The organism is Jiella soli, from assembly GCF_020615385.1.
Lineage (GTDB): Bacteria > Pseudomonadota > Alphaproteobacteria > Rhizobiales > Rhizobiaceae > VKMB-3413.
Window position 1 is genome coordinate 358865 of record NZ_JAJAVB010000025.1, and the last position, 13922, is coordinate 372786.

Sequence of the window (13922 nt, forward strand, 5' to 3'; positions counted from 1 at the left end):
CGCTGAGACCGGAGGCGGCGATGCCGGGCGTAAACGGGTACCGATGGCAGGAGCGGGGGCCGGGGGCGGAATGCTGAAGACGCTCGATCCCAGCGGATCGCCGGAGGTGGACCTCGAGGCGAAGGCCGACCGATCGGAACTTCTCCGGCTGGCGGGCGTGCGCAAGACGTTCAAGGGCTTCGTCGCGGTCGACCGCGTCGACCTTTCCGTGCGCCGCGGCGAGTTCTTCACCCTGCTCGGCCCGTCCGGCTCGGGCAAGACGACGACGCTCCGCCTGATCGCCGGCTTTGAGCGGCCGGACGAGGGCCGCATCGAACTGGCCGGCCGCGACGTCGCGCGGCTCGCGCCCTTCGACCGCGACGTCAACACCGTCTTCCAGGATTATGCCCTGTTCCCGCATATGAGCGTGGCGGAGAATATCGCCTATGGGCTGCGGGCGAAGCGCGTCGCCCGCGAGGAGATCGCGGCGCGGGTCGAGGAAGCCTTGCGCATGGTGCAGCTCGAGGCCTTTGCCGGGCGCTCGCCCACGCAGCTTTCCGGCGGCCAGCGTCAGCGCGTCGGGCTCGCGCGCGCCATCGTCAACCGACCGAGCCTCCTCCTCCTCGACGAGCCGCTCGGCGCGCTCGACCTGAAGCTGCGCCAAGACATGCAGCTGGAGCTCAAGCACATCCAGGAAAAGCTCGGCATCGCCTTTCTGTACGTGACCCACGACCAGGACGAGGCGCTGTCCATGTCGGACCGGATCGCCGTCTTCAACGACGGCCGGATCGAGCAGATCGGAACGCCCGAGGATGTCTATGAGCGGCCGGCGAGCGAGTTCGTCGCCGGCTTCGTCGGCACCTCGACAATCCTCGAGCGCGGCGGCCGCCAGCTGGTGCTGCGGCCGGAGAAGATCCGGGTCGCGCCGCCCTCGGAGAGCTTCGACCGGTCCGGCTGGCAGGTGGAGTCCGGGATCCTCGAGGACATCGTCTATGGCGGCATGTTCACCCGCTACCTCGTGCGGCTCGAGCGCGGCGAGAGCGTGACCGCTGCCGAGCAGAACCATTCGGGCCCCAGCCAAAGGCTGCGGGTGATGCGCGGTCAGACCGTGATCGTGGCCTTTCGGCCGGACGGCGTCTTCTCGCTTGGAGAGGTCGCCAGAACAAAGAGGATGGAGAACCGGACATGACGAAGCGCATTGCCGCCGCCGCCAAGGCGGCCGCCCTCATTGCAGCGGCCGGACTGCCGCTCAACGCCTTCGCGGCGCCGGTCGCGCCCGACTATCTCAAGGAGATCGGCAAGGGCGAGGGCGAACTCAACATCGTCGCCTGGGAGGGCTATGCCCAGGACGATTGGATCAAGCCCTTCGAGGAGCAGTCTGGCTGCAAGGTCAACCGCAAATATGCCGGCTCCTCCGACGAGATGGTGGCGCTGATGCGGTCCGGCGGCGGCGGCGAATACGACCTCGTCTCGGCCTCCGGCGACGCCTCGCTGCGCCTGATCTATGGCGGCGACGTGCAGCCGATCGACGTCAAGCTGATCCCGGCCTTCGAGGACTTCCTGCCGCAGCTTCAGAGCCCGCCGCACAACACGCTGAAGGGCGTCCACTACGGCCTGTCCTACGAGTGGGGGCCGAACGTGCTCCTGTGGAACACCGAGAAGGTGGACCCGGCGCCGACGAGCTGGAGCGTCATCTATAACGACACCTACAAGGGCAAGGTCACCGTCCCCGACAATCCGATCCAGATCGCCGACGCCGCGCTGTATCTGATGGCGACGAAGCCCGATCTCGGGATCAAGAACCCCTATGAGCTGACCAGGGACCAGCTCGCCGCGGCGACGGACCTTTTGAAGAGCCAGCGCCCGCTCATCAAGAAATACTGGGCGCTCGCCTCTGACGAGATCGAGCTCTTCACCAATGGCGACGCGGTGATCGGCGCGGCCTGGCCCTACCAGACCAATGCGCTGAAGGGCGCCGGCGTGAAGGTCGACGACACCGTTCCGTCGGAAGGCGCGACCGGCTGGGCCGATTCCTGGATGCTCTCGGCGAAGTCGCAACACGTCAACTGCGCCTACGAGTTCATGCGCTATGTCTCGACGCCGAAGGTCCAGGCACAGCAGGCGATCTATTTCGGCGAAACGCCAGCCAACACCAAGGCCTGCGACGAGATGAACGCGCTCGAGGCGGGCTCTTGCGAGAAGTACCATCTCAACGCGCCGGCCTCCTATTTCGACAGCATCCACTTCTGGCAGACCCCGCTGCCGACCTGTGCCGACGGCTCGAAGGAATGCACCAGCTATGGCGACTGGCAGCGCGCCTGGCAGGAAGTGAAGGGCTGATACCGGCAGCGGCGGGAAGCGGGCGATGACCAGTCTCGAAGCCTCCGGAGCACTGCCGGAGCGGCAAGGGCGCGGCGGCCTTCGCCGCCGCCTCTCGGCGCTCGTCTGGCGGCGGCCGCGGCTTGGCCTCGCCGCCCTGCTCGCCCCGCCGCTCGCCTGGTTCCTGCTGATCTATCTGGCGGCGCTGGCGGTGCTTTTCGTCGCCGCCTTCTGGTCGGTCGACCCGTTCACCGGCCTCGTCGAGCGGAGCTTCACGCTCGACAATTTCCGCGACATCGGGGAGAGCGGCACCTATCGCTGGATCGCGGTGCGGACTCTCCTGATGGCGGCGGCCGTCACGCTGACGGACGCCGTCCTCGCTTTTCCCACCGCCTATTTCATGGCCCGGATCGCCGGGCCGAAGCTTCGGATCGCACTCTTTACCCTGGTGCTCCTGCCTTTGTGGTCGAGCTATCTCGCGAGGGTCTACGCTTGGCGGCTGATCCTCGCCCATGATGGCGCGCTCAATTGGGCGCTGATGGAGATCGGCCTGCCGCGGCTGGCGATCGGCTATTCCAACTGGGCGATGTGGATCGTCTTTTCCTATATTTGGCTGCCCTTCATGATCATGCCGCTCTATGCGGCGCTGGAGCGCATTCCGACCTCGCTGCTGCAGGCTTCCGGCGATCTCGGCGCGCGGGGCTTCAGAACCTTCGTCAGGGTGATCCTGCCGCTGGCGATGCCCGGCCTGGTCGCCGGCTCGATCTTCACCTTCTCGTTGACCCTCGGCGACTACATCACGCCGGTCCTCGTCGGTGGGCCCGGCTCGGACTTCATCGGCAATGTCGTCTACGCCAATGTCGGGATCGCCAACAACATCCCCTTCGCCGCCGCCTATGCGACGATCCCGCTCGTCGTCATGGCGCTCTATCTGATCGCCGCCCGCCGGCTCGGCGCCTTCGAGGTGATGTGATGGAGACGCGGCTGACACGCATCGTCCTCGGCGTCTGGACTGGGCTCGTCCTCCTCTTCCTCTTCGTGCCGATCGCGATCATCGTCCTCTACGCCTTCAATTCCTCGAATGTGCAGAGCTGGCCGATCGCCGGCTTCAGCCTGAAATGGTTTCCGGCGACCTTCCAGAACCGCGAGGTTCGCGAAGCGCTCCTCCTGTCGATCGAGGCGGGGCTGGTCGCGACGGCGATCGCCGTCGTCCTCGGCACGGCCTCCGCTTTCGCCGTCGAGCGTTATCGATTTCGGGGGCGCGAGGCGGTCTCCTTCGTCACGGTGATGCCGATCGCGCTGCCCGGCATCATCACCGGCATGGCGCTCAACTCCTTCTTCGTGTTCTGGGCGATGGGCCTCAGCTTCTGGACCATCGTCATCGGCCACGCGACCTTCTGCATCGTCGTCGTCTACAACAACGTCGTCGCGCGGCTGCGGCGCCTGCCGCGATCCCTCACCGAAGCCTCGATGGATCTCGGCGCCGACGGCTTCGCCACGTTCCGGAAGGTGACCCTGCCGGCGATCTCGACCGCTCTGATCGCAGGCGCGATCCTCGCCTTCGCGCTCTCCTTCGACGAGGTGATCGTGACGACCTTCACCGCCGGGGCGCAGAACACGCTGCCCTTGTGGATATTCGGCGCGATAAGGCTCGGCCAGGAACTGCCGGAGGTGAACGTCATCGTCCTCATCGTCATGGCGGTGACCTTCGTGCCGGTGATCCTCGCCTATCGCTTCACCGAGAAGTCCGGCGGCTGAAGCAGGTACCGCGGGCTCGGCCAATTTGGAGCGCTACCAAGAGTTGTTCTGTTTGCGCTGCGGTATTCGTGACGCAGTGCAAAGTAAGAGAAATATTTCTCCCGATTTCTTCCGTGTTTGGCGGCTCTGAGGCCCTGCGTGCAAAGTCCGGCCATAGCATCGCCGTTGACCGCGACTTGCGGCGACGATACCGTCCTCTCTGCTGCACATGTGTGCAATGGCGGCGGACCTCCGGCAGACAACGGAGGCCGCGCGGGATCGGTGGCCGTGCCGCGCTGGGAGGCGGGCAGCGGCCGGGTTTGGGAGGACGTCATGAAATTTTTATTGGAGAAGTTGCTGATTGCGGGCGCCGTCGCGGCGCCTCTGGTCGGGCTGGTGGGGCCGGCCCATGCGCAGGCGAAGGACCTGACCATCGCCACGTCCATGCCGGCGCTCGAATTTCCCTTCTTCGTCCACATGCAGGACGCCTTGACCGCGAAGGCCAAGGACATCGGCGGCATCACGCTCAACGCCACCGACGGGCAGAACAAGACGACCAAGCAGACCGGCGACGTCGAAGCCGCGGTGATCAAGGGCGTCGACGGCATCATCATCAGCCCGCTCGATGCCGTCGCGATGGCGCCGGCGCTCGGCCAGGCGGTCGAAGCAGGCGTGCCCGTCGTGACGATCGACCGCCGCGTCGAGGGCGTCGACGGGATCCTCGCCCATGTCGGCGCGGACAATGTCGTCGGCGGCGAAGCCCAGGGTCATCTGATCGAAGAGCTGTTTCCGGACGGGGCGCGGATCGTGAACCTGCAGGGCCAGCCGGGCGCGAGCCCCGCCATCGACCGCAACAAGGGCCTGCACAACGTCCTCGACAAGTCCGACAAGTACAAGTTCGTGGCCGAGCAGACCGCCAATTTCGCCCGCGCCGAGGCCGCGAGCGTGACCGAGGCGATCCTCGGCGGGCTCGACTCGCCGCCGGACGTTATCGTCGCCGCCAATGACGACATGGCGCTCGGCGCGCTGCAGGTGGCGCAGGAGCGCGGCCTCGACGTGCCGATTCTCGGCTTCGACGCGCTGCCCGAGGCGCTCGCCTCGATCCGCGACGGCGGGCTGAAGGCGACGGTCGAGCAGTTCCCCGGCGGGCAGAGCGAGAAGGCGCTGCAGACGCTGGTCGACTATCTGCGTGACGGCAAGCAGCCGGAGAAGCTGATCCTCCTGCAGCCGATCGCGATCACCAAGGACAATCTCGACAAGTCCGAGCGGCTCAGCGAGATCAAGTAGCGTCGCCTTGCATCCGGGGTCGGTCCGTCGGGCCGGCCCCTCCCGTGTCACCCACCGGATCTCATCATGAGCCAAGCGACCTCGCCCGCCGCGCCGAAGGCGCCGGAGCGGCGGTTCGACGCGATCCAGTTCATCGCGACCTATGCCGCTCCCCTGTTCCTCATCGCCCTTGTCGCCGTCTTCGCGATCATCGAACCGCGATTTCTCTATCCGCTCAACGTTTTCAACGTCCTGCGCCAGGTCTCGATCTCCGGGCTGATCGCGATCGGCATGACCTTCGTCATCCTGACGGCGGGGATCGACCTGTCGGTCGGTTCGCTGATGGCGCTCGCCGGGCTCGTCTGCGCCTATGTCTCCAAGGGCGGGCTGCAAGACCGCTTCGCCATCGGCGCCGCCGATACGGCGGGCCATCCGCTGTTCCTCGCGGTGGCGGCGGCGCTCGCCGTCGGCATCCTCTGCGGCGCGCTGCAGGGCCTGGTGGTGACCCGGCTGAAGGTGCCGCCCTTCGTCGTCACGCTCGGCGGGCTCACCGCCTTTCGCGGCGCGGCGCTCCTGTTTTCGGGCGGCGGTCCCATCTCCGGCTTTTCAGCCGACTTCACCTGGTGGGGGCAGGGGCGGATCGGCATGGTCCCGGTGCCGGTGATCATCTTCGTCGTCGTCGCGGCGATCGCCCATCTGGTGCTGCGCTACACGGCCTTTGGCAAGCATGTCTACGCGACCGGGGGCAATCTGCGGGCGGCCGAGCTCAACGGCGTGCCGACCCGGCGGATCGTGCTCCTCGTCTATGTGATCAGCGGGCTTTCCTGCGCGCTCGCGGCCTTCCTCCTGACGGCGCGGCTGAACTCGGCCGAGGCGGTCGCAGGGCTCGGGCTGGAGCTCACCGTCATCGCGGCGGTGGTGATCGGCGGCACCAGCCTCTTCGGCGGGGTCGGTGGCATCTTCGGCACCGTCGTCGGCGCGCTCCTGATCGGTGTCCTGACCAACGGGCTGGTGCTCCTCAACGTCTCCTCCTTCGTCCAGCAGATCGTCATCGGCGTGATCCTCGTCGCCGCCGTCGCGCTCGACCAGTTCGCCGCCGGGCGGAGGCTCGCTCAATGAGCGCTCCGCTGTTCGAGCTTCGCGGCGTCTCCAAGCGCTTCGGCGGCATTCATGCCCTGGAACAGGTGGATTTGTCGCTCGGCGCCGGCGAGGTGATCGGCTTGATGGGCGACAATGGCGCCGGCAAGTCGACCATGGTCCGGATCATCGCCGGCAATTTCCAGCCGAGCGAGGGCGAGGTGCGGCTGAAGGGCGAGGCCGTGCGCTTTGCAAACAGCGCCGATGCGCGGGACCGGGGGATCGAGGTCGTCCATCAGGACCTGGCGCTCTGCGACAATCTGACCGCCGCCGACAACGTCTTCCTCGGCCGCGAGCTGAAGCGCCGGATCGGCCCGTTCCGCTTCCTCGACTACCGGGCGATGGCGCGGCGCGCCGGCGAGCTCTTCGCCGAGCTGCAGTCGGAGACGCGGCCCGCCGACAAGGTGCGGATGATGTCCGGCGGCCAGCGCCAGGCGGTGGCGATCGCCCGCACAAGGCTCTCGGACGCGCCGATCGTCCTGATGGACGAGCCGACCGCCGCGATCAGCGTCCGCCAGGTCGCGCAGGTGCTGGCGCTCATCGAGCGGCTGAAGGCCAGCGGCGTCACCGTCGTGCTGATCAGCCATCGCATGCCCGACGTCTTCACCGTCGCCGACCGGCTCGTCGTCCTCAGGCGCGGCCGCAAGGTCGCCGACAAGAAGATCGCCGACACATCGCCCGAGGAGGCGACCGGTCTCATCACCGGTGCGATCGAGCGGGCATGAGCGGAAGCCAGCGGCCAGGTTCCGGCCCTCGCCGCCGCGTCACCGCCCTCGACGTGGCGCGGCTGGCCGGCGTCTCCCGCTCGGCCGTCTCGCGGGCCCTCACCGAGGGCGCGAGCGTGTCGGACGAGACGCGAGCCAAGGTGCTGAAGGCGGCGGAGACGCTCGGCTATCACCGCAACGCCCTCGTCCGGGGCATGGTGAGGCAGCGCTCCGGCATCATCGGCATCGTCGCCGGGCGGCTCGACAACCCGTTCATCGCGGTGGCGCTGGAGATCCTGTCGCGGCGGCTGCAAGAGGACGGGCTGAAGTCGATGATCTATTCCGGCGATGCCGAAAGCGACATCGCCGTCGCGCTGCCCTCGCTGGTGGAATACCGGGTCGACGGCTGCTTCTTCCTCTCGAACGACCTCTCTCCGCAGGGGGCGGCGAAATATACGAGGCTCGACATTCCCCTGGTCGTGCTCTTCAACTCGGACATGGCCGGGATCTCTGACCATGGCGACGAGGTGCCCGTCGGCGCGATCACCGTCGACAATGTCGAGATATCGCGGACGGTGGCGGACCTCCTCCTCGGCGGCGGCTGCCGGCACTTTGCCTATATCGAGGGACTGCCGCGCGCCACGACCAGCCGCGAGCGCCAGCGCGGCTATGTCGAGCGCCTCGCCGAGCGCGGATTTGCCGTCGAGGCGGTCGCCACCGGCAATTTCAACTATGCCGACGGGCTCGCCGCCGCGCGCGGCCTGTTGGCGGCGAGACCGCGTCCGGATGCGATCTTTGCCGCAAACGATCTGATGGCGCTCGCCGTGCTCGATGTCGCGCGGGCGGAATTCGGCCTCAGCGTGCCGGAGGACGTCGCCGTCGTCGGCTTCGACGATATCGGGGCGGCCGCCCAGGCGGCCTATGACCTGACGACGGTGCGCCAGCCTTTGGCCGACATGGTCGAGGCGGGCGTCGATCTGATGCTGGCGCTGATCGAGGAGCCGGACCGGCGCCCCGAGGAGATCCGGCTGCGTTCGCACCTGATCGAGCGCTCGACCACCCGCCAACCATACGGAATGTCCGCGCCCGAAAGGGCCGCAGGACCGCAGGAGGCCTGAACCATGACCGATCGAGCCGCGGCGCATGCAAGAGAGGCGGACGGGGCGAGTGCGGGCCGGCCCCTGGTCGTCAGCGTGCCGCATCCAAGAACGCTGGACCTGATCTTCACGCCGGAGCAGCGGGACGTCCTCTTTCGCCGCTACCGGATCGTCGAGACCGAGCCGGAGGATTTCGCCGGCCTCTCCGACGAAATCCTCGGCTCGGCGCGCTACATCGTCGGCCAGCCGGCGATCGACCCTGAGACGCTGGCGCGCCTGAAGAGCCTTCGCTGCGTCTTCAATGTCGAGAGCAATCTGATCGACAACATGCCCTATGAAACGCTCTTTGCCCGCGGCATCCACGTCGTCACCACCGGCGCCGTCTTCGCGCTGCCGGTGGCGGAGATGGGGCTCGCCATGGCGCTGGAGATGTGCCGCGGGGTCGGCGCCGCGGACGAGGCGTTCCGCGCGGGGCGGGAAGCATGGGGCGGGGCGGGCAATCGCGACGCCCGGCTTCTCAGCGGGTCGGACGTCGGGATCATCGGTTTCGGCGACCTCGGCCGGGCGCTGAACCGCGTCTTGTCCGGCTTCCGAGCGCGGGTCCGAGCCTATGACCCCTGGCTGCCGAAGTCGGTGCTGCTCGAGCACGGGGTCGAGCCGACCGGTCTCGACGATCTTCTCGCCGGCAGCGACTTCGTCTTCGTCACCGCCGCGGTGACCTCCGAGAACCGGGGCTTCCTCGGCGCCGAGGCGTTTTCCCGGATGCGCCGGGGCGCCGGGTTCATCCTCCTCAGCCGCGCCGATGTCGTTGATTTCGACGCGCTGATGGCGGCCGTCGCCTCCGGCCACATCCGCGCGGCGAGCGACGTTTTCCCACAGGAACCTCTGGCGCGGGATCACACGGTGCGCGGCCTTGCCGGCTTCCTGCGCTCGGCGCATCGGGCCGGCGCGCTCGGCGTCGCCTTCAAGCGGATGGGCGACATGGTGTTGGAGGACATGGCGCTGATGGACCGCGGGCTGCCGCCGGCGGTGTGCAAGCGGGCCGAACGCGAGACGGTCTCGCGGATGCGCTCGCGTCCGGTATCGACCAACTGATATAGGCGTTCGGCAGCGCGGCCTGCCATGACGCGCGGCCCGGGGAGCGACGGGAAGGGACGGACATGGAATTTGCAAGACGTGAAATCGGGCGGACCGGCGTCGAGGTCAGCGAATACGGCTTCGGCGGTGCGCCGCTCGGCAATCTCTATGCGCCGGTGCCCGAAGATGAGGCGCGGGCGCTGCTTCTGGCCGCCTACGAGGCGGGCCTTCGATATTTCGATACCGCTCCCTATTACGGCTTTGGCCTGTCGGAACGCCGCTTCGGCGACGCCTTTCGCCAGCTGCCCTGGCAGGAGCTGACCGTCTCGACCAAGGTCGGCCGCCTGATCCGGCCGGATCGCGGGCCCAATCCCGACCGGGAGAAGTTCATCGACGCCGCGCCGTTCCGCTCCGATTACGACTATTCCTATGACGGCGTGATGCGCTCGCATGAGGACAGCCTGCAGCGCCTCGGCATCGACCGCGTGGACATTCTTTTCCTGCACGACATCGGCGCCGTCACCCATGGATCGGAGGCGCATCCCGCCCTCTTCAAGCAGGCGATGGAGGGCGGCTACAAGGCGCTCGACGAACTGCGCCGCAATGGCGACGTCGGGGCGATCGGCCTCGGTGTCAACGAATGGCAGGTCTGCGAGGAGGCGATGGACCACGGCCGCTGGGACGTCTTCCTGCTCGCCGGCCGCTACACCCTGCTCGAACAGACGGCCCTCGACAGCTTCCTGCCGCGCTGCGAGCGCGAGGAGGTCTCGATCGTCATCGGCGGACCGTTCAATTCCGGCATCCTCGCGACCGGGCCGGTCGCCGGCGCGACCTACGACTACGAACCGGCGCCGGCGGAGATCCTGGAGCGCACGCGCCGGATCGCGGCGGTCTGCGAGGCCCATGGCGTCCCGCTCGCCGCGGCGGCGCTCAGGTTCCCGCTGACCCATCCGCGGGTCGCCTCGGTCATCCCCGGCGCCGCCGCGGTCTCGCATCTTCGCCGCAACATGGAGCTTCTGGAGAGGCCGATCCCGGCTGAGCTCTGGTCCGACCTCAAAACCGAGGGGCTCTTGCGCGCGGATTCGCCGGTGCCCGAGGCGGGCTGAGGCGGCGAAACGCCGGCCCGGGCCGGGCGTCTCGCCGGACGCTGCAGTTAACCGGCGACGCGCAGCCCGGCTTGCGCGAGCGCCGGTTCCGGCTCGCTTTCGATCGGCGCCGGCTGGACGGCATTGCGGACCGGATCGCCACGTGCGACGCTCTGGCCGTCGCCGCCATCCTGCTTGGCAGCATACATCGCCTGGTCGGCTTCGATCATCAGCGCCGCGAGATCGGCGGCCGAGGCAGCCCGGCGGGCGGCGATGCCGATGCTGAGCGAGACCCTCGCAATGCCTTCCTTGCGCGCCCTGTCGCGAAACGCTTCCGCGATCGCGCCGCAATCCGCCCGCGCCGCGGTTTCGGCGCCCTCGCCGGTGAACAGGACGACGAACTCGTCGCCGCCGAGACGCGCCGACAGGCTTGCGCCGCGAGCGTGGAGCCTGAGGACGCTGGCGAGGATCCGCAGGAGTTCGTCGCCGACCGCATGGCCGAACTCGTCGTTCACCGACTTGAAGCGATCGATGTCGATGAGCGCGAGCGCGACCTCGACCGGGCGCCCGCGGTCCGGCTTCCAGTTCTGGATCGCCGCCCGGTTGGGCAGCCCGGTCAGGGCGTCGGTGACGGCGATCTGCCTGAGACGGCGCTTCTGCCGGAAGATGAGCGTCAGCAACGCGACGCCGATCAGGCATAGAAGCAGGAGGTTCGCGCTCAGCCAGGCCATGGTCACCACAAGGATGTCCATGTCCTTTTCGGCGAGCTTGGCCTGGCGGACATTGGCAAGGGCGCTCAACTGCGTGAACTCGCGCACGGTCTCGTCGAGCAGTCGGAGCGCCTCGGCACCGTGGTTCGGGGTCGCAAGGGAATTCACGAGCGGCGCGACGGATGCGAGAGTCGCCTCCAGCCGGTCGCGCGCGGCGAGCGCCTCGGGGAACTCGATGCCACCGATCTTGTCCGGAATGGTCGAAACCCGGCTCTGGACGATCGCCAGCCTCAGTTTCGGAGACGTCGCGTCCCTTTCCTTGAGGAGGGCGTCGCGGATCGCGCCCTGCAGGAGCAGGACTTCGATCTGGGTGCGCGTATAGGAATAGGTCAGGTCATAGCTGGTCATCTCGACCAGCCGCGTCTGCTTGCGCTGGATCTGCACGCTGGTAACGACCGCAAGGACGGCCAGCGCGCAGGTCGCCAGCAGCAGCAATCCCAGGAAGCGGTCGACGCCGCGAAGGACGTTTAGCCAACGCCGGATCATGACAGCCGAATTTGCGAGATCTGCCAGATGCAAAGGCCGTAATGGGACTTGTCCTTCAAGCTCGGCCGGTCGTCGAAGGGGAAGACGAGATAGGCCGGACCCTTCTCGGCGATGGGCAGAAAGGCGCCGTCCTGCCGGATGGCGAGGATCGCCCCGTCCGCCTCGAGCTGCGAAATGTCGGCACTGACCAGATAGGAATCCAGCGCGACGATCTCGATCCGGTGGAATGTCCTGTCGGGATCGAAGGCTCGCAGCAACTGCGAGACGGACGGGCCTTCGAGCGGGGTCGGCGTCTTCAGAAACGGGGCCGCGGTGACAAAGCGGGTCTGCGGGAGCTGCGCGAGGTCGAGGCGGCTGAACTTCGCCGTCCTGCCATCACCGTCGACGACCGACAGGATCTTGGCCGCGGGATCGTCGGGATCTTCGGTGGCCGCCGCGACGGGCTTGAGAGGCATCGCGAACGCGCCGCAGATCCCGAACAGCATGCTTCGCCGGCTGATCCCCTTCATTCCGCAAGCTCCCAAATGCGTTTGAAATGTGACGCAGCCTGTCGCATCAAACCTAAATTCTTGTAAAGCGCCTCTTGGCCAATCCAGTAAAATCGGAACGAAGGTGTGAAGCGGCTATGCCGCAACCGCTCGCCGGAGGGGCGAGTGCGTCCGGCGCTCAGTGCCCGGCTGCGACCTTGCCCCCCGGCTTCTGCATGAACACCGTCAAGACGATCAGCGCGCCGAACATTACCGTCATCGCCGTGAAGACGTCGGCGAAGGACATGATCGAGGCTTCCCGCGAGACGATGCCCGACATCTGCTTCAGCGCGGTCAGGTCACCGTCGAAGCCGTAAGAGTTCATCGACGACGCCATGTCGCCCATCCGCTCCTCGACAACGGCGCGGCCCCAGCGCACATGCTCGGCGATGCGCTGATAGTGCATTGCGTTGCGCTCGTTGAGCATGGTGTTGATGATGGCGAGCCCGACGGCGCCGCCGAGATTGCGGGTCAGATTGTAGAGCCCCGAGCCCCCCTTCATCTTCTGCGGCGGCAGCGTGCCCAGCGCGATGTTGTTGACCGGGATCATCGCCAGCATCAGGCCGATGCCGCGCAGAATCTGCGGGATGAACAATTCCCAGAAGTCCCAGTCATGGGTGAGGCCGGACATCAGATAGGTGCCGAGGCCAAAGGAGACGAAGCCGAGGCACAGCATCAGCCGCGGATCCATCTTGCCCGACAGGATGCCCGAGATCGGCGCCATGAGGAACATGGTGAGGCCGGAGACGAACATCGTCTCGCCGATCATCAGGGAATCGTAGCCGCGAATGCGCGCGAGATAGATCGGATAGAGATAGGTGAGGCCGTAGAGCCCGATGCCGAGCACGAAGGAGAACAGGCAGCCGACCGCGAAATTGCGGTTGCCGAAGGCCGAGAGATCGACGATCGGCTCCCTCGCGCTGAAGGCGCGATAGAGGAAGATGATGCCGCCGACGACCGCGACCACGGCCAGCCCGGAAATGGTGGGATCGTCGAACCAGTCGTTGAGCGGGCCTTCTTCCAGGACGTATTCCGCCGAGCCCAGAAGGGCGGCGAGGCCGAGAAGGCCCCACCAGTCGAAGGACTGGAAGAGCTTCAGGTTCGGCTGGTCGAAGTCGACGAGATTCCAGACCGCGATCGCGACGAGGATGCCGGGTGGGACGTTGACGAGGAACAGCCAGTGCCACGAAAGCGCATGGCTGAGATAGCCGCCGACGGTCGGGCCGATGGTCGGGGCGAGGGTGGCGACGAGGCCGATGACGGGCGAGACGATCGCGCGCTTGGAGGGCGGGAAGATGGTGAAGGCGGCGGCGAAGACGCTCGGGATCATGCCGCCGCCGATGAAGCCCTGGATCGCCCGGTAGACGATCATCTGGTCGATGTTCGTCGCCGTTGCGCACAGCGCCGAGGAGGCGGTGAAGCCGGCCGCCGCAAGCGTGAACAGGACGCGGGTCGACAGCATCCGGCCGAGGAATCCCGACAGCGGGATCATCACCACCTCGGCGATGAGATAGGCGGTCTGCACCCAGGAGATCTCGTCCTTGGAGGCAGACAGCCCCGCCTGGATTTCCGACAGCGAGGCCGAGACGATCTGGATGTCGAGGATCGCCATGAACATGCCGAAGACCATGGCGACGAAGGCCAGCATCTTGCGCGCCGGGATCGCGTCCGGCGCTTCCTGCGAAAGCGGCATCGATGGGCTGGCGGCGGCGCTGGCGGACATTCGGGATCTCGAAGC

General features: G+C 67.2%; 13 protein-coding genes. 10 read left to right on the forward strand and 3 right to left on the reverse strand.

The genetic code is table 11. The annotated features are described in order from the left end of the window. Positions 1-70 precede the first annotated feature (70 nt). The 10 genes from LH400_RS16135 (at position 71) to LH400_RS16180 (ending at position 10422) form a co-directional block, all read left to right on the forward strand. Positions 71-1168, forward strand: a complete 1098-nt coding sequence (locus tag LH400_RS16135; RefSeq protein WP_229153827.1) for an ABC transporter ATP-binding protein — start codon at positions 71-73, stop codon at positions 1166-1168. Next, on the forward strand, positions 1165-2319 hold the full coding sequence (locus LH400_RS16140) for an ABC transporter substrate-binding protein (RefSeq protein WP_229153828.1): 1155 nt from the start codon (positions 1165-1167) through the stop codon (positions 2317-2319). The genes LH400_RS16135 and LH400_RS16140 overlap by 4 nt, the downstream gene beginning before the upstream one ends. A gap of 25 nt (positions 2320-2344) precedes the next feature. Next, positions 2345-3271: an ABC transporter permease gene (locus LH400_RS16145; RefSeq protein WP_229153829.1), complete on the forward strand. Its 927-nt coding sequence runs from the start codon at positions 2345-2347 to the stop codon at positions 3269-3271. Further along, positions 3271-4056, forward strand: a complete 786-nt coding sequence (locus LH400_RS16150) for an ABC transporter permease (RefSeq protein WP_229153831.1) — start codon at positions 3271-3273, stop codon at positions 4054-4056. Before LH400_RS16145 ends, LH400_RS16150 begins: the two co-directional genes overlap by 1 nt. A 312-nt stretch (positions 4057-4368) precedes the next feature. Next, the gene (locus LH400_RS16155; RefSeq protein ID WP_229153833.1) at positions 4369-5322 is read left to right on the forward strand and encodes a substrate-binding domain-containing protein; all 954 of its coding nucleotides are present in this window, start codon (positions 4369-4371) and stop codon (positions 5320-5322) included. Positions 5323-5388: 66 nt separating this feature from the next. Continuing rightward, the gene (locus LH400_RS16160) at positions 5389-6420 is read left to right on the forward strand and encodes an ABC transporter permease (protein WP_229153835.1); all 1032 of its coding nucleotides are present in this window, start codon (positions 5389-5391) and stop codon (positions 6418-6420) included. Further along, entirely contained in the window at positions 6417-7163 is a 747-nt protein-coding gene (locus tag LH400_RS16165; protein ID WP_229153837.1) for an ATP-binding cassette domain-containing protein, read from the forward strand. Before LH400_RS16160 ends, LH400_RS16165 begins: the two co-directional genes overlap by 4 nt. Beyond that, entirely contained in the window at positions 7160-8260 is a 1101-nt protein-coding gene (locus LH400_RS16170; RefSeq protein WP_229153839.1) for a LacI family DNA-binding transcriptional regulator, read from the forward strand. Before LH400_RS16165 ends, LH400_RS16170 begins: the two co-directional genes overlap by 4 nt. Positions 8261-8263: 3 nt before the next feature. Continuing rightward, entirely contained in the window at positions 8264-9334 is a 1071-nt protein-coding gene (locus LH400_RS16175; RefSeq protein ID WP_229153841.1) for a hydroxyacid dehydrogenase, read from the forward strand. 65 nt (positions 9335-9399) lie between these two features. Continuing rightward, positions 9400-10422 (forward strand): aldo/keto reductase, encoded by a 1023-nt coding sequence (locus tag LH400_RS16180; protein WP_229153843.1) that lies wholly within the window; start codon positions 9400-9402, stop codon positions 10420-10422. A 47-nt stretch (positions 10423-10469) separates the two neighbouring features. Here LH400_RS16180 and LH400_RS16185 read toward each other — a convergent pair whose 3' ends face one another. The 3 genes from LH400_RS16185 to LH400_RS16195 all read right to left on the reverse strand — a co-directional run bounded on the left by LH400_RS16185 (position 10470) and on the right by LH400_RS16195 (position 13907). Continuing rightward, positions 10470-11657, reverse strand: coding sequence for a GGDEF domain-containing protein (locus LH400_RS16185; RefSeq protein ID WP_229153845.1), 1188 nt, complete (start codon positions 11655-11657; stop codon positions 10470-10472). Further along, a complete protein-coding gene (locus LH400_RS16190; RefSeq protein ID WP_229153847.1) occupies positions 11654-12112 on the reverse strand; it encodes a putative pterin-binding protein in 459 nt (152 codons plus the stop codon). Before LH400_RS16190 ends, LH400_RS16185 begins: the two co-directional genes overlap by 4 nt. Before the next feature lie 211 nt (positions 12113-12323). Continuing rightward, positions 12324-13907, reverse strand: a complete 1584-nt coding sequence (locus LH400_RS16195; protein WP_370638402.1) for a DHA2 family efflux MFS transporter permease subunit — start codon at positions 13905-13907, stop codon at positions 12324-12326. Between the last annotated feature and the right edge of the window lie 15 nt (positions 13908-13922).

What these genes read in the sequence shown, in the direction of transcription:
- LH400_RS16135 (WP_229153827.1), top strand. Translation starts at nt 71, where the DNA reads ATGCTGAAGACGCTCGATCCCAGCGGATCGCCGGAGGTGGACCTCGAG.
- LH400_RS16140 (WP_229153828.1), top strand. Translation starts at nt 1,165, where the DNA reads ATGACGAAGCGCATTGCCGCCGCCGCCAAGGCGGCCGCCCTCATTGCA.
- LH400_RS16145 (WP_229153829.1), top strand. Translation starts at nt 2,345, where the DNA reads ATGACCAGTCTCGAAGCCTCCGGAGCACTGCCGGAGCGGCAAGGGCGC.
- LH400_RS16150 (WP_229153831.1), top strand. Translation starts at nt 3,271, where the DNA reads ATGGAGACGCGGCTGACACGCATCGTCCTCGGCGTCTGGACTGGGCTC.
- LH400_RS16155 (WP_229153833.1), top strand. Translation starts at nt 4,369, where the DNA reads ATGAAATTTTTATTGGAGAAGTTGCTGATTGCGGGCGCCGTCGCGGCG.
- LH400_RS16160 (WP_229153835.1), top strand. Translation starts at nt 5,389, where the DNA reads ATGAGCCAAGCGACCTCGCCCGCCGCGCCGAAGGCGCCGGAGCGGCGG.
- LH400_RS16165 (WP_229153837.1), top strand. Translation starts at nt 6,417, where the DNA reads ATGAGCGCTCCGCTGTTCGAGCTTCGCGGCGTCTCCAAGCGCTTCGGC.
- LH400_RS16170 (WP_229153839.1), top strand. Translation starts at nt 7,160, where the DNA reads ATGAGCGGAAGCCAGCGGCCAGGTTCCGGCCCTCGCCGCCGCGTCACC.
- LH400_RS16175 (WP_229153841.1), top strand. Translation starts at nt 8,264, where the DNA reads ATGACCGATCGAGCCGCGGCGCATGCAAGAGAGGCGGACGGGGCGAGT.
- LH400_RS16180 (WP_229153843.1), top strand. Translation starts at nt 9,400, where the DNA reads ATGGAATTTGCAAGACGTGAAATCGGGCGGACCGGCGTCGAGGTCAGC.
- LH400_RS16185 (WP_229153845.1), bottom strand. Translation starts at nt 11,657, where the DNA reads ATGATCCGGCGTTGGCTAAACGTCCTTCGCGGCGTCGACCGCTTCCTG.
- LH400_RS16190 (WP_229153847.1), bottom strand. Translation starts at nt 12,112, where the DNA reads ATGCCTCTCAAGCCCGTCGCGGCGGCCACCGAAGATCCCGACGATCCC.
- LH400_RS16195 (WP_370638402.1), bottom strand. Translation starts at nt 13,907, where the DNA reads ATGTCCGCCAGCGCCGCCGCCAGCCCATCGATGCCGCTTTCGCAGGAA.